This is a genomic window from Phocaeicola sp. (genome assembly GCF_057861905.1).
In genome coordinates this window covers 1-23,671 of record NZ_DBMACV010000018.1, presented here as the reverse complement: position 1 = coordinate 23,671, position 23,671 = coordinate 1, and the positions used below count along the sequence as shown (strand labels likewise).

Here is a 23,671-nt window from a genome sequence, read left to right as displayed (position 1 = left end):
CTAATTTTGCCGGTAAAGAATGAAAACTTCTTTAAAATATTTCACTATCTTTGCCTATTGAAACTAAACGATTCTAAGCATGTCTGACAGCAAATACATATCTATAAAAGGCGCAAAGGTGAATAACCTGAAGAATATCGATGTCGATATACCTCGTAATAAGTTAGTTGTTATCACCGGATTATCGGGATCGGGAAAATCCTCACTGGCTTTCGATACCTTGTATGCCGAAGGACAACGCCGCTATGTGGAGAGTCTTTCATCGTATGCACGCCAGTTCTTGGGACGAATGAGCAAACCTGAATGTGACTTTATCAAAGGTATTCCGCCTGCAATTGCTATCGAACAGAAAGTAATCAGCCGGAATCCGCGTTCCACTGTAGGGACATCGACGGAAATATATGAATATCTCCGCCTGCTTTTTGCACGTATCGGCAAGACTTATTCTCCCGTAAGCGGACAACTTGTAAAGAAAGACAGTCCGGAAGATATTGTAAACTGTATGCTTTCATACCCCAAAGGTACACGCTACACGGTACTGACACCTATTATCCCTCGCGAGGGACGCAATGAAGCCGAACAGATAGACATGGACATGAAACAAGGTTTTACCCGTCTGGAAGTAAACGGTGAAATGACACGTATGGAAGAATATCAGTACAACCCTCACGATACTGTATATCTGCTGGTCGACCGCATGAGTTGTGATGACACCAAAGATGCTGTCAGCCGCCTGACCGACTCTGCCGAAACGGCTATGTACGAAGGAGACGGAGCTTGTATGTTACGGTTTTATCTGCCCGACGGCACAACCAAACTGCATTCATTCAGTACCAAATTTGAAGCTGACGGAATGAAGTTCGAAGAGCCCAGCGACCAAATGTTTTCATTCAACTCTCCTATCGGTGCATGTCCTACCTGCGAAGGATTCGGAAAGATTATCGGTATCGATGAACATCTTGTAGTTCCCAACCGTGCCCTGAGTGTATACGACGGTGCCGTCATGTGCTGGCGAGGCGAAAAGATGAGTGAATGGCTCACCGAATTCTTGCGCGAAGCTCCGGCTCATGATTTCCCTATTTTTGAACCTTATTATAATCTGACCCAGGAACAGAAAGATTATCTCTGGCACGGACCACGCGATAAGGTATGTATTGATTCATTCTTCAAAATGCTGGAAGAGAATCAATACAAAATACAATATCGTGTAATGCTGGCACGTTACCGGGGTAAGACTACTTGCCCCGAATGTCACGGAAGCCGCTTGAAGAAAGAAGCCCTCTACGTGAAGGTAGGAGGACGCACCATAGCAGAACTGGTAGAAATGCCAGTCTACCAGTTGAAGGAATTCTTCCGTACGCTTCAATTGGACGAACATGACCAACTGATAGCTCAGCGTCTGCTGAACGAAATAAACAACCGACTTACTTTCCTGCTCGACGTAGGACTGGGATATCTGACTTTAAACCGACTCAGCAACTCGCTTTCGGGTGGTGAAAGTCAGCGTATCAATCTTGCCACATCGTTAGGAAGCAGTCTGGTAGGCTCTCTTTACATATTGGATGAACCGAGCATCGGTCTGCACAGCCGTGATACGGACAAGCTTATCAAGGTACTTCGCCAATTGCAACAGTTGGGCAATACGGTTGTTGTAGTAGAACATGATGAAGAAATCATCCGTGCTGCCGATTATATTATTGACATAGGTCCTAAGGCCGGTCGACTGGGAGGAGAAATCGTCTATCAGGGAGATATGAAAGACCTGAAACCCGGAAGTAACAGTTATACGGTAAAATATCTGCTTGGAGAAGAAACCATCGAACGTCCGCAGACCCACCGGTCGTGGAATAACTACATAGAAATAAAAGGTGCAAGAGAAAACAACCTGAAAGGTATTGATGTACGTTTTCCGCTCAACGTAATGACAGTTGTAACCGGAGTGAGCGGCTCGGGAAAAAGTACTTTGGTACGTGATATTTTCTACAAGGCCTTAAAACGGGAATACAGCGAAAGTAGTGACCGTCCGGGTGAATTTGTATCCCTGGAAGGTGATATCCAGATGGTAAAAGACATAGAGTTCGTCGATCAGAATCCGATAGGTAAATCGTCGCGCAGCAATCCTGTCACTTACATCAAAGCATACGATGAAATAAGAAAACTGTTTGCTGACCAACCCTTATCTAAACAAATGGGCTATTCGGCAGGATACTTTTCTTTCAATACCGAAGGAGGGCGATGTGAAGAATGTAAGGGAGAAGGAACCGTCACGGTAGAAATGCAGTTCATGGCCGATCTGGTGCTGGAATGTGAGTCGTGTCACGGCAAACGTTTCAAGAGCGATACATTGGAAGTACGCTATGAAGGGCAGAATATCTACGACATACTTGAAATGACAGTCAACCAGGCCATTGAATTTTTCGATGGACACGGACAGAAAAAAATTGTGAAAAAGCTTTTGCCTTTGCAGGAAGTCGGATTAGGATACATCAAACTGGGACAATCTTCCTCTACACTTTCGGGAGGAGAAAACCAGCGCGTAAAACTGGCTTATTTTCTGAGTATAGAAAAATCGCAACCCACTATTTTTGTATTTGACGAACCAACTACCGGCCTCCATTTCCACGATATCAAGAAATTACTGAAAGCTTTCGATTCATTGATTGCACGCGGACATACTGTTGTCATCATCGAACACAACATGGATGTCATAAAATGTGCTGACTATGTAATCGATCTCGGTCCGGAAGGAGGAGATATGGGAGGCAACCTCGTGGTTTGCGGTACTCCGGAAGAAGTAGCTCGTTGCGGAGCGTCATATACAGGACAATATTTAGCCGAAAAGATGCAATAAAAGCCTCATTGCAGACAAAAGGAAGCATATAAAGAACTTTTTTTATATTTTTTCATAAAAACAGCAAACAATTCTTACCTGTTTGCTGTTCTTAGTTTTTAGACTTAACCTAAAACGAGAGATCTTATGAAAAAAAAAATTGCTTTTAATCTGCACTTGTTTCTTTGCCTGCATCAGCATAGCGATGGCACAAGTATCAAAGATGACAGGAGTGGTCATCTCTGAAGAAGACAATCTCCCTATCGTGGGAGCTTCCGTTCTTATCAAAGGAACCAACACAGGAACAGTTACCGACATCGATGGTAAATTTACGCTTAGCAACATTCCGGAAAGTGCCAAGAAGGTAATTATATCATTTATCGGTATGCAAAGCCGCGAACTTGACATCAAGCCAGAACTAAACGTTACGCTTCAACCGGATACCAAGGTGCTGGATGAAGTTGTGGTGACAGGTTACGGAGTGACCAAGAAAAGCACATTCACAGGAGCCGCCAACGTGGCAAGTCCTACTACCCTCGAATCGCATACGGACGCCAACTTCATGAAAGCGCTGGAAGGAAGTATGCCGGGTGTACAGATGAACAACTCAACAAGCATGCCAGGTGCTCAGGCTAATGTCTACATCCGAGGTGAAAGTTCCGTGAACTCGGGCACGCAACCTCTTTATATCATCGACGGCATGCCGATGAATTCGGATACGGATGCCGCATCGGTTAGCAACAACCGTGCATTCAACCCGCTGGCTAATATCAATACAGCCGATATAGAAACAATTACAGTCTTGAAAGATGCCAACGCTACGGCCATCTACGGTTCGCGTGCAGCCAACGGAGTCATCGTCATCACGACCAAAAAGGGACAGGAAGGTGCCATGCATATTGACCTGGATATCAAGCAGGGATTCACAACCATTGCTCCAAACAACTTCTCTTTCTGCAACGCACAGCAGACCGCTGATTTATTCGCTCAAGGACTGGTAAACAGCAACCCGGAGAAATACACTTACGAATCGGCTATGGCCAAGATCAAATCAGACTACAACTGGGACGGGATTCAGAGTTACGACTGGATCGATGCCATCACACGTACCGGATATTATCAGGACTACAACCTCAGTTTCAGCGGTGGAAACGGCAAGACACGCTACTACGCCAGTGTAGGTTACCTGAATCAGGAAGGCGTAGCCATCAACAGCGGTATGAAACGATACTCTGCCCGCCTCAATCTGGAAACGTCATACAAATGGTTCAGCTTCGGATTCAATACCTCATTCGCGCTGGCCGACATGGATGCCTTCTCACAATCAACCGGAGGTTCCTTCTCGAATCCGTTTGTTAGTGCGACCATGAAAGCAACACCTCTCGATCCGTTCTACAACGAAGACGGCAGTTATAACACCAGTATCTCGTACAACCCGCTTGCCGTATACGACAAGGATGAAGGAGATATCTATAATACAAAAACTACAACGATCAATCTGAATCCTTATTTCGCCATCGATTTTGGAAAGGGATTCATTCTGAAAACATCATTAGGTATCAACTCATATGGCACACGTCAGTACGATTTCTGGAGCTGGTACAATAATCAGGGAGCAAACGACAACGGACGTGGCATGCAATATAATTCGAATACCACCACCATTACATGGACCAATACATTGAACTGGATGCATACATTCAATGAAAAGCATAATCTGAACATTATGCTCGGACAAGAAGCACAGTGGAAGAATTACTGGAATGAATCGTATGCAGGCATCAACTTTCCGCTGAGAGGATATCGGGAACTGAATATGGCCGGTTCTTCTTACGGCAATCCGTCGTATGTTACCCGTCAAGCACGTCTGGCTTCTTTCTTTCTGAATGCCAGCTACGATTATCTGGGCAAATATTACGGACAGGTAAGCTTCCGTCGTGACGGTTCGTCGGTATTCGGCAGTAATAACCGCTGGGGTAACTTCTGGTCGGTAGGCGGCAAATGGCGTATCTCTGAAGAAGAATTCTTGAAAGACAATGACCTCTTGACCAACCTGGCACTGCGTGCAAGCTACGGAACGGTAGGTAATCAGGATATTGACTGGTATGCGGCCCGTGGTTTCTACAGCGCCGGATACAACTATGACAGCACGCCGGGTATCGTTCCCGTATCGTTGAATCTTCCCGACCTGGGATGGGAAACCAGCAAGAAGCTGAATATCGGACTGGATATTACACTTGCCAGAAGATGGAACCTGACTGTAGATTTCTACAACGAGGCTACTTCCAACATGCTGTTTGAACTGCCTATCTCTCAGGTTACCGGCTTGAGCAAAGTATATCAGAACATCGGATCGATGAGAAACCGAGGTGTGGAAATAGGTCTGAACGGTACCATCCTGCAAACCAAGGGATGGACATGGACAGCATACGCCAACGTTACACTCAACCAAAACCGTGTTACGAAACTTTCTGGAGGAAAACCGATTGAAGGTACCTATACAATCCAACAGGAAGGCTATCCTTTAAGACAATTCTATATGGTAGAATATGCAGGTGTAGACCCGAATACGGGAAATCCGTTATGGTATAAAAATGCTTCAGGCGACGAAACCACAACCAACTGGAACGAATGTGAGAAAAGATACCTCGGTTCGGCCGACCCTAAAGCCTATGGAGGTTTCGGCACACGCATACAATGGAAGAACTTCGACTTCTCGGCCGACTTCAATTACCGACTGGGAGGTAAAGTTTATGCTGTTTCGAACCGCTTCTTCAACGCCGCAGGAAGTCAGGGGAATGTCACTCCAACAACTTATCTGTATGAGAATGCATGGACCGAAAACAACCGTTACACCGATGTTCCCAAGTATGTATACGGAAATACCACAGGAGAAAATAATCATTCTTCACGGTTCCTGTATAGCGGAAACTTCTTGCGTGTAAAGAATCTGCAACTGGGATATACACTGCCTAAAGGACTTTTGAAAAAAGCGCTGATAGACAACATGCGTATCTATGTATCTGTTGACAACATCTATACATTCAAGGCAAAGGATTTCGTAGGTTACGATCCTGAAACATACACAAGCGGATTGATTTCATTCCAGTATCCATCTACAAGAACATTCCTTGCCGGAATTACTCTCGGATTTTAAATAAATATGTTTAACGAATCAAACAAGAACGAAATATGAAGAAGTTTATCACTCGCCTGCTTATCTGTTCAGCCCTGGCCGGGAGCTTTGCTTCCTGCAACAATTTCTTCGATACAGAGTACAACGAAGGAATAGATGTCGACAACGGACTGACAAGTGTGGACAACCTGAAATATGCACTGAACGGAACTTATTATCAATTGTTCGCGTTCTATTTTGCCGGGAACTATTCGCTTACCATCGGCGATATGGCCGGTGACATGGCTTACCTGAACGGCTCCGCCAATCATTGGACTACCATTAACCACTATAGTATAACTCCCGACGACTCTTATCTGAGTGGTATATGGGAATATGGTTATAAGGTGGTAGACAATGCTTCACGTATCATTAAAGCGGGGAAAGAACTGGAAGCAACCGTTGCCGATGCCGATAAAGCCGCATTGAAACAATATATGGCGGAAGCCTACGGACTGAGAGGATATGCCATGTTGTCTATGACCAATGTCTTCGGCAAGCAGATAAAGGTAAACGGAACAACAGACAACAGTGAGGCCATCGGTGTGGTGATTGTCGACGAACCGGTAAAAGCTTTCGAACAGGTCAGCCGTTCTACCGTAGGACAATGCTACCAGGCTATACTGGACGACTTTAACAATGCACTGACTTGTTACACAGAAAGTAAAACAGAAGGAAGAGGTACCAACCAGTATCTGTCAGTAGCAACTGTCGAAGGCCTGCTGGCACGTACCTATTTATATATGGAAGACTTCAGCAATGCCGAAAAATATGCATCGAATGCACTCCAGCATTCAGGTAAAAAGGTAGAAGCCTACACCATAGACGATTATAAAAAACTATATACAGGCGGCGACAGCAATTCGGAATGTATCTTCCGTCTGGCTATCGATGTAAACAACAGCTGGTCTGCCAACGCCTGTGGAAATGTATGGACTACCTACGGAGGTCTGCCAAGCCAGCGCATGCGTAACCTGATAGCAGACACTGACTGTAGAGGTTCACTTTATCTTCCTACCATCAAGAAAGGCTCGTATACCCAGCTACAATACGGTGGTAAATTCTGGTTCGGAGGAGGAAACACGGCATACGCAACCAACTACATCGTCAATGCTCCCGAAATGGAACTGATTATTGCTGAATCGAAACTGCGTGCCGCACAACCCGACCTGAACGGTGCCAAGGAAGCACTGCTGACTGTTGCCAAGAGAAACTCGAAAATAACCAACATCAACGATTTAGGTGATACGAAAGACAAGGTATTTGCATTCCTGAAAGACGAACGTGCCCGCGAATTGTTCCAGGAAGGTTTCCGCTTCTACGATTTACGCCGCTGGGGTGAAAAGGCTGATGTATATGCAAACGTCGAAGATCAGGTTTCGTACAAATATACCAACTTCGATATTGCACAGTTCTGCTATCCTGTACCAAGCGATGAAATCAATGCCGGATTTGGTATCACACAAACGCCAGACTGGAACAAATATCTGCCGAAATAAAGTCTTTTACTTGAAAAAATAGAACAAGTATCCCTACCCTATAGACCTAACATAGTTCATAGCGTAAAATTAGTATTTAAACCGCTTTGACAAAAACCTGACGCCCAGTACCGGGAAATGCAAGGAATTGTCGAAGCGGTTTTCCTTTTTTATAGAAAACACAGAAATAACTATCACTCGATTTCATCATATCCAGTACACATATTCCTTTATTTTATATGAAGGTACATCCATCTCACATGCCACAACGGCTTACCTATACCAACAAATTCTCAAAAACAGTTCCAATCAGTCCTCTCTCCTAACTTAGCAGCCCTTCTAAAAATTGGAACTATTTTTTAGAGGATACTTTGCCCTCCTTATAGCAAAATTCTTTTTATCTTTGCCCCAAGAGGGTTAGTAACACATTAATACTATAAAAACATGAACAAAAAACTTAACACACTCATGGGGTTGGGTATGTTCTTATTCGCAACTCCACTCATGGGACAGCAGTTCCCTTATCAAAACACCAATCTTACTCCTGAAGAAAGAGCATCCGACTTACTTGGACGACTGACTTTGGAAGAAAAAGCCGCACTCATGCAAAACGCCTCACCTGCCATACCACGACTGGGCATCAAGGCATACGACTGGTGGAATGAGGCACTCCACGGAGTAGGACGGGCAGGCATCGCTACCGTATTTCCGCAGACAATCGGAATGGCAGCTTCGTTCGATGACAATCTGATATATAAAGTCTTTACGGCTGTATCTGACGAAGCCAGAGCTAAATACACAAAATTCAGCCAATCGGGCAATCTGCAACGCTATCAGGGACTGACATTCTGGACTCCCAATATCAATATATTCCGCGATCCCCGCTGGGGACGAGGTCAGGAAACCTACGGAGAAGATCCCTACCTCACCAGCCGGATGGGAGTTGCTGTAGTCCGTGGACTGCAGGGACCAGCAAACATGAAATACGACAAGCTACACGCATGTGCCAAACATTACGCTGTTCACTCTGGACCCGAATGGAACCGACACAGTTTTAATGCTGAAAACATTGCTCCGCGTGACTTATGGGAAACTTATCTGCCTGCATTCAAGGCATTGGTAGAAGAAGCAAATGTCAAGGAAGTAATGTGTGCCTACAACCGCTTTGAAGGTGAACCTTGCTGCGGAAGCAACCGGTTGCTGATGCAGATATTGCGCGATGAATGGAAATATAAAGGAATCGTAGTATCCGACTGTGGTGCAATCAGCGACTTCTGGCACAAGGGTGCCCATGAAACTCACCCCGACAAGCAGACAGCCAGTGCAGGAGCCGTACTAAGTGGCACCGATCTGGAATGTGGGAACAACTATGAATCACTTCCCCAAGCAGTCAAAGACGGACTGATAAATGAAGAACAAATCAATGTTTCTGTCAAACGTCTGTTAACAGCCCGCTTCGAATTAGGTGAAATGGACGAACATGTATGCTGGGACTCTATCCCCTACTCGGTAGTAGACAGCAAGGAGCACAAAGACCTGGCACTGGAAATTGCACGCAAGAGTATCGTTCTGCTACAAAACCACAACCATATCCTGCCATTAAAAAAAGGTATAAAAATAGCCTTAATCGGACCAAATGCAAACGATTCCATCATGCAATGGGGTAACTATAACGGATTCCCTTCGCATACTACAACCTTGTACGAAGCATTAAAACAACGTATTCCGGCTGATCAACTGATTTACGACTTGGGATGTGACCGCACCAACGACAGCAGTCTGGAAAGTGTTTTCGGACAATGCAACATCGATGGTAAGCCCGGATTCAGATCTACTTACTGGAACAACATTAAAATGGAAGGAAAGCCAGCAACCGTTACATACACAAGCACTCCATTCCATTTTACCACACTGGGAGCAACCGTTTTTGCTGCCGGAGTAAACATACAAGACTTCTCGGGCCGCTATGAATCGAACTTTACAGCCCAGAAAACCGAAGATATAAACTTCCATTTCGAAACGGAAGGAGCCATTCGTCTCAGCATCGACGGAAAAGAAGTAGCCAAAGGGGCATATCTGAAAAACAACATGAAACTATATACCTTGAAAGCTGAGAAAGGAAAGACATACAACATTCAAATTGACTTTATTTTCTACAGTAAAGACCGAGCAGCTCAATTGAATTTTGACATGGGCCGTCCTGTCCCCGTCAACTTGCAAGCTTCCATCGACAAGATGAAACCAGCTGATGTTATCGTCTTTGCAGGAGGTATCTCGCCTTCACTGGAAGGAGAAGAAATGCCAGTCAGTGCGGAAGGCTTCAAAGGTGGCGACCGTACCACCATCGAACTGCCAGCCATACAACGCCGTCTGGTCAGTGAGTTAAAGAAGCTGGGCAAACCCATTATCTTTGTCAACTATTCCGGTTCAGCCGTCGGTCTGGAACCTGAAAGCAAAATCTGCGATGCTATTCTTCAGGCATGGTATCCCGGTCAGGCTGGTGGCACGGCGATAGCCGATGTACTGCTGGGTGAATACAACCCTTCGGGCAAGCTGCCTGTCACTTTCTACAAGCATACCGACCAACTTCCCGACTTTCAGGATTACTCGATGAAAGGACGTACCTACCGCTATATGACCGAAACGCCGCTATATTGCTTCGGACATGGATTAAGCTATACGAAGTTTAAATATGGAACAGCTTCTTTAAGCAATAATACCATGAGCAAAGGGAAAGAAATAACCCTTACCGTTCCCGTCCGTAATACCGGAGAAACAAATGGAGAAGAGGTTGTACAAGTATATCTGAGTCGCCCGGACGACAAAGAAGCGCCTTCACATACACTTCGTGCCTTCAAGCGCGTATACATTCCCAAGGGAGAAACCGCCAATGTTAACTTCACACTTAACGACGAAACCTTCCAATGGTTTGATACCAATACCAACACCATGCGTTTGGTCAAAGGCAATTATGAACTGCTCTACGGTGGAACTTCGGACGTAAATGCTTTACAAAAAATAAGTATCAGCATTTCCGAATAAAGATACCATATCGACAATTTAAATTCTATACAGAAAGACATATCCAGATAGAGGTTATCATGTTGATAATTTAGGATATAAATCAACGATAAACCTATCTATGGATATGTCTTTTGTTAAGAAAATCTCAACTTATAGCTCCAAAGAAAAGAACATTTTCTATCTTTGTAGAAACAAATATATCATGCCTACTAATAGAATACTGAAAAAGACATTTTTTATTTGCTTGATTTACTGTCTGACCATACTTCCGGTAACAGCTCAGACCAGCGTTCTATATTCTACTGAGAATCAAATATCAAGCAGCCTGATAAATGACATTTACCAAGACCGAAAAGGATTTATTTGGATAGCCACCGAATACGGTTTAAACCTGTTCGACGGCAATAAGTTTGTTACTTTCCATCATTCAGTCAACGACCCGACCTCACTTCTCAACGATTACGTATATTCGATATTCGAAGACAGTAAAAACAATCTTTGGATAGCTTCATTAGGAGGATTATTGAAATACGATCATAATACAAACTCCTTTGTAGAAGTTCCCCTTTATATGAACTCCAAACGCATAACGACCATGCATACAGTTCAAATTATCGAACGAAAAAATGGAGAAATATGGATAGCTTCTTCAGGAGGTGGTGTATTTAAGGCCGATAAAGAAGGAAAGCGTTGCGAATGTGTAATGGATTTTTATAAAAGAGGAATCCTCCACTTAAGTTCTATTTTGGAAGATAACAATGGCAACATATGGGCAGGAGCCGAAAATGATGGTCTGATTTGCTATAATCCCGAAACCCAAGCCATACAGATATTCCGTTCTCCATCTATCAGTGAAAACAATATATCCGATCTTGCTCAAGACAAAAACGGAAATATTTACATTGGTACCCTGACCGGAGGGCTTAACGTTTACTATGCAAATACAAAAAGCTTGGTGCAAATACCCTATAAAGGAAGATATGACCTGCAAATAAAGACCCTGAAATACATCGATAATCTATTATATATCGGGACAGATGGAGAAGGACTGAAATTCTATTCATCCGAAAACAATGAAATAACAGACTATTCATTAGAAAATGTTCCAATAAACATCAATGACGGCAAAGTACACTCCATACTGATAGACCGCGATAAAAACCTTTGGCTTGGATTGTTTCAACGAGGAATTGCTTTTATACCAATGAAGCGCAATCCATTTCTTTACCACGGACGTAAACAAATATACGACAACCCCATCGGACATAATTGTGTAATGTCTGTCTTTCAGAACCATAACAAAGAACTATTTGTAGGTACCGACAATGATGGATTATATGTTCTTGATAAAGACTTTAAGCAAATTCATCACTTCCGTCCGGGAGAAGCAGCCAATGGAGTGACCAATACAATATTAAGTATCTTCCAAGATTCCGACAATGAACTATGGCTCGGATCGTACACCAAAGGAGTAGCCCGGTGCAACCCTGCCAACGGTTTATGCGAATATATACCGGAGTTAATAAACGAACGTGTCTTCTCCATAACCGAAGACCATCATCATAACCTATATTTCAGTACATACGGATCGGGATTCTATGTATACAACAAAGACAGCAAAGCACTGAAACGCTATAATTGCATAGAAGAAAGTGCTGAAAAAAGTAAAGACGAACTACCCAATAACTGGATAAACACTCTTTACTGCGACAGAGAAGGTATGATCTGGATTGGTCACTTCAAAGGCATCAGTTGTTTTAATCCAGATACGGAAAGCTTCATCAATTACACATCGAACAATTATGTGATAAAAGGGTGTCTGGGGTATGCCATTACCGAAAGCCACGACGGCACTATCTGGGCAGGAACATCAAACGGCCTATATTCATTCGACAGAAAAACCAAAGAAATAAAGCGCTATACCCAACAAGACGGTCTGAGCAATAATATTATCTGTGGAGTATGCGAAGACAATAACCACCACATATGGGTCAGTACATTTAATGGAATCAGCTGCCTGAACAGACAAACACAACATTTTACAACATTCTTTTCAGGAGATGGATTGCAAGGTAATGAGTTTACACGAGGTGCCTTTTACCGCTCAACCAGTGGAGAAATATTCTTTGGAGGCATAAACGGCATAACCAGCTTCATTCCAGAACAAATAGCAGCCAACGCACCTACACCTTCAATCTCTATTACCGAATTTGTTGTTTCAGGGAAGACAGTCAATACCAATACATTATCGGGAGGTAAACAAATAACCCCAAAAGCAGTAATAGAATCGGATAAATTCCGGCTGAACTACAAAGACAATACATTTAGCATTTCGTTCTCCACTCTGCAGTTTGACAATGCACGTCAAATAGTATACAAATATCGTATCAAGGAACTGGATGAAGAATGGCTGTCTACAGCACCGGGAGTCAATACTGTTACTTACAATAATTTACCTCACGGGAAATACACCTTTCAGGTATATGCCATCAATCACGGCAATAATTCTCCCATACGCAGTATAAGCATTATCATTACACCACCCTGGTTTCAGTCATGGTGGGCTTATGTCATTTATACGTTACTGATAATTCTCATCGTACTGGCAGTAATAGGGAATCTGCGTGCCCGCTTCCAACGACGCAAAGAAATGATAGAGCGCAAACATGCCGAAGAAATAGGTGAAGCCAAATTACAGTTTTTCATTAACATTTCTCATGAAATACGCACTCCACTGACGCTGATCATCAATCCACTCGAAAAGCTGATTGCCAACTGTCACGATTCTGAACTTGGTAAAAGTTACATCATGATTTACCGAAACTCACAACGTATCTTGCGACTGATTAATCAGTTAATGGACATCCGTAAGATAGACAAGGGACAGATGCAATTAAAATTCAGAGAAACCGATCTGGTAGGATTTATTGACGATGTAGTAAATACATTCAGCTATCTGGCACAAGACAAGCATATTACACTTACATTCCAGCATCAGGACAACAAACTGAACGCATGGCTCGATTTACATAATTTTGACAAGGTACTGATGAACCTGTTATCAAATGCTTTCAAATATACGCCTGAAGGAGGTAGTGTTACCGTATCACTCACTACAGGAGAAGACGAGGAAGCGCATCTTCCACTCAAGAAATACATAGAAATCAAAGTAGCCGATACGGGAATAGGACTCGACGACCAGCAGATTGGCCGTATTTTCGACCGCTTCTATCAGATAAGCAATGACATTACACGCAATCAGGCAGGAACGGGAGTAGGACTTCACCTTACCCGCTCGCTGGTAGAACTTCACCACGGCACAATCATTGCCCGCAATCGTCTTGATACACAAGGCAGCGAATTCATCATCCGGATTCCTCAAGGAAGCGACCATTTGAAAATGGAAGATCTGGAACAACCAGATACCACCATGGAAACAGAAAATGCGCCAACGGTTGCCGAAACCAAACAACCGATAAAAACAATGGGGGAAGACGAAGAGGAAGAGAAAAAGGTTAAAGCAAAGAATAACTTCCACATTCTGATGGCCGATGATGAGAAAGAAATCCTCAATTATCTGAAGAGCGAACTGTCTGGCAATTACAAGATCCATACTTGTAATAACGGTCGTGACGCTTACGAATATCTGCTCAATAATCCGACAGATTTGCTGATAAGCGACGTAATGATGCCAGAAATGGATGGCATCACCCTCTGTAAGAAAATTAAACAAAATGCCAATATCAATCACATACCTGTTATTCTACTGACGGCAAAAGGAAGACCCGAAGAACAGGTAGAGGGCATTGAAATAGGAGCCGACAGCTACTTGGTCAAACCATTCAATATGGAAGTGCTGAGAAGTACCATAGGTAACCTGTTACAGAATCGTCGTTTGCTGAAAAATAAATTCAGCGGAGCTCAGGAACAAACAGACAAAGTTCAGAAAATCCAATTGAAATCGGCCGATGAGGTACTGATGAATAAAATCATGAAGGTCATCAATGAGAATCTTTCGGAACCAACATTGAATGTTGAAATGCTGGCAAACAGCGTAGGTTTGAGTCGTGTGCACCTGCATCGTAAACTAAAGGAACTTACCAACCTATCGTCAAGAGACTTCATTCGTAACATCCGTATGCAGCAGGCAGCCAAGTTACTAAAAGAGAAAAAGTTATCTATCTCGGACGTAGCCTACGCCGTGGGATATAACAATCTGTCACATTTTTCGAATACATTCAAAGAGTGCTTCGGATTATCTCCCAAGGAATATATGCAGAATGCCCATGAAGAAAATGCTGCGGAGCCCAATACGCCACAAGAATAGGCTTCACCTTGATTACAGCCCGGAAAAGACGTCTTACCGATAGCACAAAAGTTCAGCATGTGTATAGAAAAACATGCTGGACTTTTTTTAAAATTTGTACAAAACATTTTATTTTTTGTACAAATTTTAAACGGACTCTAATGAGGTTTTACACAAAACTCAAAACAAATATTTTTATATATCAAGTTGGATATACCATGAATTCATCAAAACAAAATTGGCGGAACAGACTGACTTTATCAGTTATCCCGCCAACATTCATAGTCAGATGAGTAATTTTCGGATTTTATTTGCTTCCCGGCAACATATCAGCCGTAGGACATTCAAAATTAGTTATCGGAAGATGAACTTTTTTCAACTCTTCCAATCGATAGACCGGTGGTTCTATACCTTTGGGGAACTTCATCTTCGAATAAGTCTGAAAATACAACAAACAGGCATCCTTCCACCATACAGCATCATTAACCTGAATATCCAGACGTCTGGATACCGCTTCGTAGCGTTCTTTATCGACATACGGACGCATGCTTGCCCATGTTTTCCGGAAACGCCGCACAGCTTCCAGTCCGTCATTGTACCTGTAACAGAGTTCTTCCCACAAGGTATGTCCATTTTTCAATTTATACGTCCACGGGACATGATGAAACCAAAGAAGGAACTCTTCAGGACATGTATTCTGTGAACCAAATACATTAGCCAATGAGTCGGGATACTGTTCCACAGCATTGCTGCCCGTATAACTTCTGTCGAAGCCAAGTCCCTTGCTGTCTGCCCGGTGATAGTATGAAGGAAGCCAATCGGGACGTGCACCATCCACTTTACACCACGGTTCAGGACCATAATGATGCCCCCAGGCAAAAATATGATGCAGTCCAAGCGGCATCATATAATCTACTACCGCTTCACGACTTTCCAGCATGACTTCTCCCATTGCGTCGACAAAAGTCTTATCCGAAGAAAAAGTCTGCTTCAGCCACTCGTCGGCAATCTCGGCAGAAGACAAGTGAGGATTCCAGGCAAGCCTTCCAAAAGCATACCAGTTGGCTTGTGCAAAATCATGCCCACACCAGTTATCATCGTCGCCAACGTTTGCCACACCTGCAACTGCACGCAATCCTTCCGGCTTTACATAACCAAAAAACTCTTTCCACATCGGAGCCAGATATGCCAGATGATTGGAATGTCCGAGGTATTCTTGCGTAATCTGAAACTCTACCATCAGTGATGTATGTTTCATCGCTCCAAACAAAGGACTATAAGGTTCACGTGGCTGAAAATCGATAGGACCATTCTTTACCTGTACGATGACATTATCGTGAAACTGTCCGTCCAGTGGCTGAAACTCCAGATAAGCCTGTTTGGCCCGGTCGTCTTCTGAAGGATTATATACGAAGGCTCTCCACATCACAATGCCTCCATAGGGTTTCAACACTTCTGCCAGCATATTTGCTCCTTCGGCATGTGTACGGTGATAGTCGCATGGTCCGGGTTGCCCCTCAGAATTAGCCTTCACCAGAAAGCCTCCGAAATCAGGTATTAACGAATAGATTTCATGAACCTTTTCCTTCCACCATTTCGAAACCTCACTATTCAGCGGATCGGCTGTAGGTAACTTACCTAAAACCATAGGTGAAGCAAAGTTTACCGACAAGTACACTTTCAATCCATATGGCCGGAAAATATCTGCCAGAGCTTTCACTTTCTGCAAATATACAGTCGACAAAATCTCGGGAGAAGCATTGACATTATTCAATACCGTACCATTGATGCCAATAGAAGCATTGGCACGTGCATAGGCTTCGTAACGTGGAGAAAGAACTTTAGGCAGTTCATTCCACTGCCAGAGCGAATGTCCGGCATAACCACGTTCTACCGTTCCATCCAGATTATCCCAGTGGTTCAGTATACGAACCTTGTATGCGGGTTTCTCTTTTATATATAAATGGTTTGTGTCTTCACCAGTTTCTTGCAGGCGGAGCAAGTGATAGGTAGCATAAAGCAACCCGATTTCCGACTGAGATTCCAGAATGACCTGATTGTTCCTGCTGCAAATAGTATAGCCGTCTTTACCCAGTCCGCAATGTTCTTCGTCAGCACATAATTGTAGCATAACCGGCTTTCCTTTCCAGGATTTCGCCAGTTCACGTTGTGCTATATCCAACGTTGACGAATGCAGCAGACAACTGACTGCTGCATTCACTGTGCTATCCTGACGCAACCACAAACGATTACCATCTTCTGCAGATGTCATCAGACTACACCCACAGAACAACAGGCCGAGAAATAAGCTTTTTATCATTCTCCTCCTCCGTCTATCGTGATAATCTTACCATTATCATCGTATTCCAGTTCTACGACTTTCAAACTGCGCAACCATGTTTTTCCTCCCGACGGTACACAGTCGTGATGGAACAAATACCATTTTCCCTTATATTCAACAATGGAATGATGTGTAGTCCATCCTACTACAGGTGTAAGAATAACGCCCTGATAAGTAAACGGCCCATACGGGTTATCCCCTATGGCATAACACAGGAAATGAGTATCGCCGGTAGAATAAGACAAGTAATATTTGCCCTTGTATTTATGCATCCACGATGCTTCGAAAAACCGATGAGGATCGCTTGCCTTCAAAGGCTCTCCATTTTCGTCTAATATAAGAACTGCACGTGGAGCCTCAGCAAATTCCAGCATATCATCACGCAACCTGACCACACGTCCAGGCAATGCAGGTTCATCACCTGCCGGCAGACATGGATTTTCCAACGCTTTGTTATCACGATAACGCTGCAACTGTCCGCCCCATATACCGCCAAAATACATATAACAAGTACCGTCATCATCGCAGAATACGGCTGGATCGATACTGTAACTGCCTTTCATCGGATCAGGTTGTGGAATAAACGGACCTTCTGGCTTATCGCTTATGGCTACTCCCATACGGAAAATATCATTCTGGTCTTTCATCGGAAAGTACATATAGTATTTTCCGTTCTTGAAGGCCACGTCACAATCCCATAACTGCCGGCCAGCCCACGCTATATCTTCGACTTTCAAGACAACTCCATGATCTACAATTTCTCCATGCATTACATCATCTGTAGAAAAAACATGATAGTCTTTCATGTTAAAGTGGTCACCATTATCGTTTTCAGGAACCCCACTTTCCCAATCATGGGAAGGATAAATATAAAGTCGTCCGTTAAAAACATGTACCGAAGGATCAGCCATATAGTCGCCCGGTACCAGGTATCTTGCTTCTTTTTTCATATTCGTATCAATATTGTTTTTATCTATTTAAATCAAATGTTATTTCTGCTCCTCTGCCTGAGGTTGACTTTCTTTCAGAATCTCCTCAACAAATGGCTTCGGCTGATAGCTCCGGTCGAAAAGCAACGGATAGTCACGACGACCTTTTACAGGAAAATCGTTCTTCCAGGAATCGCCGTCACTCACTCCCCATGCAGTTACACGAGTAATGACATCAGCATGCTTCTCAAACAAATCGAAAAATTGCTTCATACGCTTGTTCCATGCTTCGGATACAGAATCAGGTAATGCTTCCGGATAAGGATTCAGACTTTTTTGGAAAGCAACCGTATCTGAAATATTTGCACTCTGCTTGGCTGTAGGAAGTGCACTCATATCCCACTCGGTAACCATAACTTTTACTCCCGCCCCGGCATAGGCAACAATGCTTTGCTCGAATTCATTAATATCGGGATAGTCCATTCCCATATGTCCCTGCATGCCAACAGCATCTATACGCAGTCCTCTTTCTTTCAGTTTCTTGACCAGCTTCACCACACCTTCGCGCTTGCCCGGCATATTCATCGCATAATCGTTGTAATACAGCTCTGCATTCGGATCAGCTTCATGAGCATATTGAAATGCCAATGGAATAAATTCTTCACCCAATATCTCATAGAACTTACTCTGACGATAAGAGCCATCTTCCAAAATAGCTTCGTTTACTACATCCCATCCCTTTATACGTCCCTTATAGCGGGTTACAATGGTTGTAATATGATTTTTCATACGCTGCTTCAAGACTTCGGGACTCACATTATTGCCTTTTTCATCCACACAGAACCACGGTGCTAATTGTGAATGCCAGATAAGACAATGTCCGATAATAGCCATGCCATTCTTTTCACCAAAATCGACAAACTGATCGGCTTGCGTAAAATCATAACGGTTTTCTTCCGGATGAATGACTTCACACTTCATACAGTTTTCTGCTACAATCGAATTGAAATGTTGCTTTACAAGTTTAACAGAACTGGTATCAATACCGGAAGACTGATTTACATTCAATGCTACTCCTACCAGAAACTTATCACCAACAACGTCTTTTAACGACAACTCTTCTGTAACTGCTGTTTTCTGATTACTACAAGCTGCCGCAAAAGCAGCTATCAGCAAAGCAGATGCAATGTGTTTTACTCTCATAACATGGTATAATTAAAGGTTAATAATCATTTTTACTTCTGCGCTCGGCCAATTCTGCCTGCATTTTCTCATTATATTTCTTCGTTATAGGATAGAATAACAAAGCAATTACTCCTATAAAGAAAGTTGCAGCCGGAATAAGACTCGACGATAGAAGAATGCCGTGAATAGCCGAATCGCTCTGTGATACCCCCGTACCAGATATATATCCGAAGCCAGACAACAGAAATCCAAGAATGGCACCACCAACTCCTAATCCTGCTTTCAATGCAAAAACTACACCGGCAAAAACAAAACCTGTGGCACGACGGAAGTGAATATATTCCGAATGATCTGCTACATCCGCTATCATGGCCCACAATAAAGGTACAGTAGGTGCATACGCCAAGCTCTTCAGGAAGTTCAAAACAAACATTAATTCAATATTATCTTTTGCCGGGAAATAAAACATGGCTGTAAAGATAGCAGTCAATGTCAGACAAACAATAAAAGTTTGCTTCTTTCCATACTTATTGGCCAAATATTCCGACAATAAAATAACGCCGAAGAACTGTACCAAAGCACCCAGCATATTAAATACTCCAAAGCCGACTTCATATGCTCTATCAGGAGAACTGACAATCAAGCCAAAGGCATTCAGTATAATATAGCCGATACTATCCTGGGCTTCTGTGGCAACAAGTCCCAGTTTATCGAGAAAAGCATAAAGTGCTCCGGCATCTACATAATTTTCAAAATAATAGTTCATGGCACTTCCCCACATAGCCAGTGTTATAAAGACAAACAATGTCAGTACAAACATAGAACGCCACGGCAAACTGCTCAGCACATCCTTTATATCCTGACGTGTATCATTTTTCTGACTGGCAGGAGGAGTAATACGTTCTTTTGTGGAAAAAAAGACAATAACCAGGAAGAACAAACCTATAACAGCAAACAGTAAAATAGTACATAACCAGCCGTGAGCTTTATCACCATTATCGGAAAACTTGCTGACCAACGGAAGTGTCAAACCTTGTACTACAAATTGGGCGATAGTCGAAAAGATAAAACGAATAGAAGTTATACTTGTACGTTCTTTTATATCGGCAGACATAACTCCTCCCAACGAAGAGTATGGAGTATTGTTGAATGAATACATAGTCATCAACAAGGTATATGAAATAGTAGCATACAGTGCTACCAGACCTTTATCCTCGATACCCGGATTATAAAAAGCGAGCACATAAAATACCATAAAAGGCAAGGCAGTCCACAAGACCCATGGACGATATTTACCCCATCGGGTATTCGTTCTGTCGGATAAGATTCCGACGGTAGGATCGACAAAGGCATCCACGATGCGTGCCACTAACATTACCGTACCGGCTATTGCTCCTTCCAGTCCGAATATATCAGTATAAAACTTTGTCTGGTAAATCATCATCATCTGGAACACGAGGTTCGCAGAACAATCTCCCAATCCATAACCTATTTTCTCGGTCAAAGATACTTTCTGATTTTGTAATGTGCTCATAGTATATTTTTTATAATTTCATTAGTCTACAGATAATACAGCCTCAACAAGGCGTATTCCTGCTGTCTTTTTATCCAACGGATGAATATCATTCCATTCTCCTGTATCGCTGTTCTTAATTAATACGGCATGTTTTACGGAACGAGCAGCCTTAGCCTGCTGTAACCGAAGTTCGGCCCAGCTCTGACGTCCCGGATCATCGGGTGCAAGAAAATCAGCAAGTTCTACAATATAGAAAGGAAGTTCCTCGTTATTGAAAAGTGTTCTCCAGTCTTTCATTAAGGAAGTCAGCAAAGGAGCATATTCCTGCCACCTGTCTACATTCGATTCTCCCTGATACCATACAACCCCTTTAAACCGATAGTTTGCCAAAGGAGCAATCATTCCGTTATATAACCCTACAGGCATGCAGTGAAAGCTGGTTGATGCAGGAGCTGGAGGCATTTCTGCTCCTACATGATATTTCCACGTTGGAGATAAGGTTATTTCCTCTTTTCCACAAATCAATTTATAAGGTTTTTCTTTCACGAAAGAAGGATAGCCTCCATTACTTATCAGTCGTATGGTTATCTGATTTGTACCAGACCTTAACACCCCCGCCGGTATCTGATAAATACGTGGAGGATACTGATAAGAAGTAGTTCCGACAAAAGACCCGTTGACGTATACGGAATCGGCATCCACCATACAGCCCAAACGAAGCGTAACGTCTTTGTTACTCCAGGCTTCAGGTATTTCTATCTGCTGACGAAACCAGTGTGAACCATTCTTAGGCTTCCATCCGTTTGTTGCCCATACATCAGAAAACATATCGACCGTTTGCCAAGAGTCATCCTTCAGAGTTTCAGCATACCAAGGGATTGATGAATGCAACCCCTCATCTGCATTACATAACACTGCCTGCCAAACTTGCTGGCTCATTCTTTCTATTCGTTGTATATCGTCTACCAAGCTGTCGCACTCATACATAGATTTCTGATTCAAGTACGAAGGAAAATCTTTCAATCCGTTTTCACTAATCCAAGCCTCAACTGGAGTCCCTCCCCAACTGGAATTAACAATTCCAACAGGAATTCCCGTCTGTTGATACAGAAGTTTGGCAAAAAAATAGCATAAAGCCGAATAGCCCATAACATTTTCCTGTGTCAAAGCTTGCCAACAAGCTTGTCTAATATCAGCTTGAGGATTCCGAAAATTATAGTTATAAGGCACTTTAATATAATGTATCATTGGGTTTTCATAACTCTTTACTTCATCGGCAAACTTATCCATCACACGAGATACCATAAGTTCCATATTCGATTGCCCGGAACACAGAAAGACATCACCTATTAATATATCATGCAGAGTTATTTCGTTTATCTGCATGTCATACGGTCCACCCGCCTTTAAAGGAGAAAGTCCGATTATCCAATTTCCTTGTTCATCGGCAACAGTCTGGTATGTCTTTCCACAAAATGCTAAATTCACCTTCTCACCTGCATCCGACGTTCCCCATATTTTTACAATACAGTCCCGTTGTAATACCATACCGTCAGACAGCAAAGCAGGTAAGGTAATCTTTGCTTCACTTTGAACAGTGAAGCAAAGAAATACACAAACTAACCCTAACTTAATATTAAACCAATCTGTTATTTTCATTACCTTCTTTTTTTGTTTTTCATGATATACAAAAGTATAAGGAATAAGGTCATTTTATTTCATTCATTGAATCAAAGCATAGCTGACAAGTTACATTGCTTGTATAGTCTGTTACATATACTTTCTCCAATGTTACATTTATGACCTACAACATATTTCAGCTTTGTTTTCATTCGAAAACATCTTTACCTTTGCGCAAACTCAGAAGAAACTTTATACCATGAAAAAACTGATTTTATCAACAATGCTTTCCCTGTTTCTCCTGCAGGGATATGCTACAGAACAATTTGTATTCTTTCAAAAGACAGCTGGAGACTTCACATTAATTAATCAAGGCATTCCCTGTAGGATAATAATTGACGCCGACGAAGACGAAGGTATTCGCATGGCAGCCGATAATCTCAAGGAAGATTTTTTTCGCGTATCGGGTCATCAGCCTGTTATTTCAACCTCTACAGAAAATGATTCTATTTGCATTTATATTGGAAGTATAGAAAGTCCGATCATACGTCAACTGATAAACGACAAGCAGCTTTCAGCAAAAGAGCTGACTGGCAAAAACGAAAAATACATCATCCGCATAGTAAACCGTCCACAAAAAGGAGTTACCCGTGCATTAGTCATAGCCGGAAGTGACAAGCGGGGAACCATATACGGAATTTATGAATTATCACGGCAAATGGGAGTTTCTCCATGGTACTGGTGGGCCGATGTTCCTACCGTACACAGAAAAAATGTATACGTCCGTCCTGGAAGTTATTCAGACGGAGAACCGAAAGTTAAATATCGAGGTATCTTTCTAAATGATGAAGCACCTGCACTGAGCGGATGGGCACAAGAAAAATTCGGAGGCTTCAACTGTAAATTTTACAAAAAGGTATTCGAACTGATTCTACGCCTGAAAGGTAACTTTATGTGGCCAGCCATGTGGGGAAACGCCTTCTATGATGACGATGCCGAGAACGGTCCCCTTGCCAACAAAATGGGAATTATTATGGGAACTTCGCATCACGAACCAATGGCACTGAACCAACAAGACTGGAAGCGACGAGGAAACGGAAGATGGGATTACCAGACAAATTCTCAAACCCTGCAGAAATTCTGGACATTTGGTATGGAACGTGCCAAAGAATACGTGAGTTCGGGATAAGAAAGTATCTTTAAAAGTTGGTAATCACCGAATTATTTTGTATATTTAAGTCTGACAAACAATTAATTACAAATTAAC

General features: G+C 42.8%; 11 protein-coding genes. 6 read left to right on the top strand and 5 right to left on the bottom strand.

Features of this window, described 5'->3' with window-relative positions:
• Positions 1-79: 79 nt before the first annotated feature.
• The 5 genes from uvrA to ACZM60_RS05430 all read left to right on the top strand — a co-directional run bounded on the left by uvrA (position 80) and on the right by ACZM60_RS05430 (position 14,834).
• Entirely contained in the window at positions 80-2,851 is a 2,772-nt protein-coding gene (gene uvrA, locus ACZM60_RS05450) for an excinuclease ABC subunit UvrA (RefSeq protein ID WP_489520975.1), read from the top strand.
• Between the two features lie 184 nt (positions 2,852-3,035).
• The gene (locus ACZM60_RS05445; protein ID WP_489520974.1) at positions 3,036-5,987 is read left to right on the top strand and encodes a SusC/RagA family TonB-linked outer membrane protein; all 2,952 of its coding nucleotides are present in this window, start codon (positions 3,036-3,038) and stop codon (positions 5,985-5,987) included.
• 35 nt (positions 5,988-6,022) lie between these two features.
• Entirely contained in the window at positions 6,023-7,504 is a 1,482-nt protein-coding gene (locus tag ACZM60_RS05440; protein WP_489520973.1) for a RagB/SusD family nutrient uptake outer membrane protein, read from the top strand.
• A gap of 447 nt (positions 7,505-7,951) precedes the next feature.
• The gene (xyl3A, locus tag ACZM60_RS05435) at positions 7,952-10,525 is read left to right on the top strand and encodes a xylan 1,4-beta-xylosidase (protein WP_489520988.1); all 2,574 of its coding nucleotides are present in this window, start codon (positions 7,952-7,954) and stop codon (positions 10,523-10,525) included.
• Positions 10,526-10,709: 184 nt separating this feature from the next.
• Positions 10,710-14,834: a hybrid sensor histidine kinase/response regulator transcription factor gene (locus tag ACZM60_RS05430; protein WP_489520972.1), complete on the top strand. Its 4,125-nt coding sequence runs from the start codon at positions 10,710-10,712 to the stop codon at positions 14,832-14,834.
• 286 nt (positions 14,835-15,120) lie between these two features.
• On the opposite strand, the gene ACZM60_RS05425 is transcribed toward ACZM60_RS05430, so the two are convergent.
• Genes ACZM60_RS05425 through ACZM60_RS05405 form a run of 5 tightly spaced genes read right to left on the bottom strand, consistent with a single transcriptional unit; the run spans position 15,121 to position 22,443 of the window.
• A complete protein-coding gene (locus ACZM60_RS05425) occupies positions 15,121-17,133 on the bottom strand; it encodes an alpha-glucuronidase (protein ID WP_489520971.1) in 2,013 nt (670 codons plus the stop codon).
• Positions 17,130-18,104: a glycoside hydrolase family 43 protein gene (locus ACZM60_RS05420; protein ID WP_489520970.1), complete on the bottom strand. Its 975-nt coding sequence runs from the start codon at positions 18,102-18,104 to the stop codon at positions 17,130-17,132. The genes ACZM60_RS05425 and ACZM60_RS05420 overlap by 4 nt, the downstream gene beginning before the upstream one ends.
• A gap of 39 nt (positions 18,105-18,143) precedes the next feature.
• Positions 18,144-19,286, bottom strand: a complete 1,143-nt coding sequence (locus tag ACZM60_RS05415; RefSeq protein WP_489520969.1) for an endo-1,4-beta-xylanase — start codon at positions 19,284-19,286, stop codon at positions 18,144-18,146.
• Positions 19,287-19,305: 19 nt separating this feature from the next.
• Complete coding sequence (locus ACZM60_RS05410) at positions 19,306-20,802, bottom strand: MFS transporter (RefSeq protein WP_489520968.1); 1,497 nt, start codon at positions 20,800-20,802, stop codon at positions 19,306-19,308.
• Between the two features lie 21 nt (positions 20,803-20,823).
• Positions 20,824-22,443, bottom strand: coding sequence for a sialate O-acetylesterase (locus ACZM60_RS05405; protein ID WP_489520967.1), 1,620 nt, complete (start codon positions 22,441-22,443; stop codon positions 20,824-20,826).
• A 220-nt stretch (positions 22,444-22,663) separates the two neighbouring features.
• Between ACZM60_RS05405 and ACZM60_RS05400 the strand changes: the two genes are divergently transcribed.
• Positions 22,664-23,593: a glycosyl hydrolase 115 family protein gene (locus ACZM60_RS05400; RefSeq protein ID WP_489520966.1), complete on the top strand. Its 930-nt coding sequence runs from the start codon at positions 22,664-22,666 to the stop codon at positions 23,591-23,593.
• Positions 23,594-23,671 lie beyond the last annotated feature (78 nt).

Excerpts from the sequence above, each read along its gene's own strand:
- uvrA (WP_489520975.1), top strand. The coding sequence starts at position 80 with ATGTCTGACAGCAAATACATATCTATAAAAGGCGCAAAGGTGAATAAC.
- ACZM60_RS05445 (WP_489520974.1), top strand. The coding sequence starts at position 3,036 with ATGGCACAAGTATCAAAGATGACAGGAGTGGTCATCTCTGAAGAAGAC.
- ACZM60_RS05440 (WP_489520973.1), top strand. The coding sequence starts at position 6,023 with ATGAAGAAGTTTATCACTCGCCTGCTTATCTGTTCAGCCCTGGCCGGG.
- xyl3A (WP_489520988.1), top strand. The coding sequence starts at position 7,952 with ATGGGGTTGGGTATGTTCTTATTCGCAACTCCACTCATGGGACAGCAG.
- ACZM60_RS05430 (WP_489520972.1), top strand. The coding sequence starts at position 10,710 with ATGCCTACTAATAGAATACTGAAAAAGACATTTTTTATTTGCTTGATT.
- ACZM60_RS05425 (WP_489520971.1), bottom strand. The coding sequence starts at position 17,133 with ATGATAAAAAGCTTATTTCTCGGCCTGTTGTTCTGTGGGTGTAGTCTG.
- ACZM60_RS05420 (WP_489520970.1), bottom strand. The coding sequence starts at position 18,104 with ATGAAAAAAGAAGCAAGATACCTGGTACCGGGCGACTATATGGCTGAT.
- ACZM60_RS05415 (WP_489520969.1), bottom strand. The coding sequence starts at position 19,286 with ATGAGAGTAAAACACATTGCATCTGCTTTGCTGATAGCTGCTTTTGCG.
- ACZM60_RS05410 (WP_489520968.1), bottom strand. The coding sequence starts at position 20,802 with ATGAGCACATTACAAAATCAGAAAGTATCTTTGACCGAGAAAATAGGT.
- ACZM60_RS05405 (WP_489520967.1), bottom strand. The coding sequence starts at position 22,443 with ATGAAAATAACAGATTGGTTTAATATTAAGTTAGGGTTAGTTTGTGTA.
- ACZM60_RS05400 (WP_489520966.1), top strand. The coding sequence starts at position 22,664 with ATGAAAAAACTGATTTTATCAACAATGCTTTCCCTGTTTCTCCTGCAG.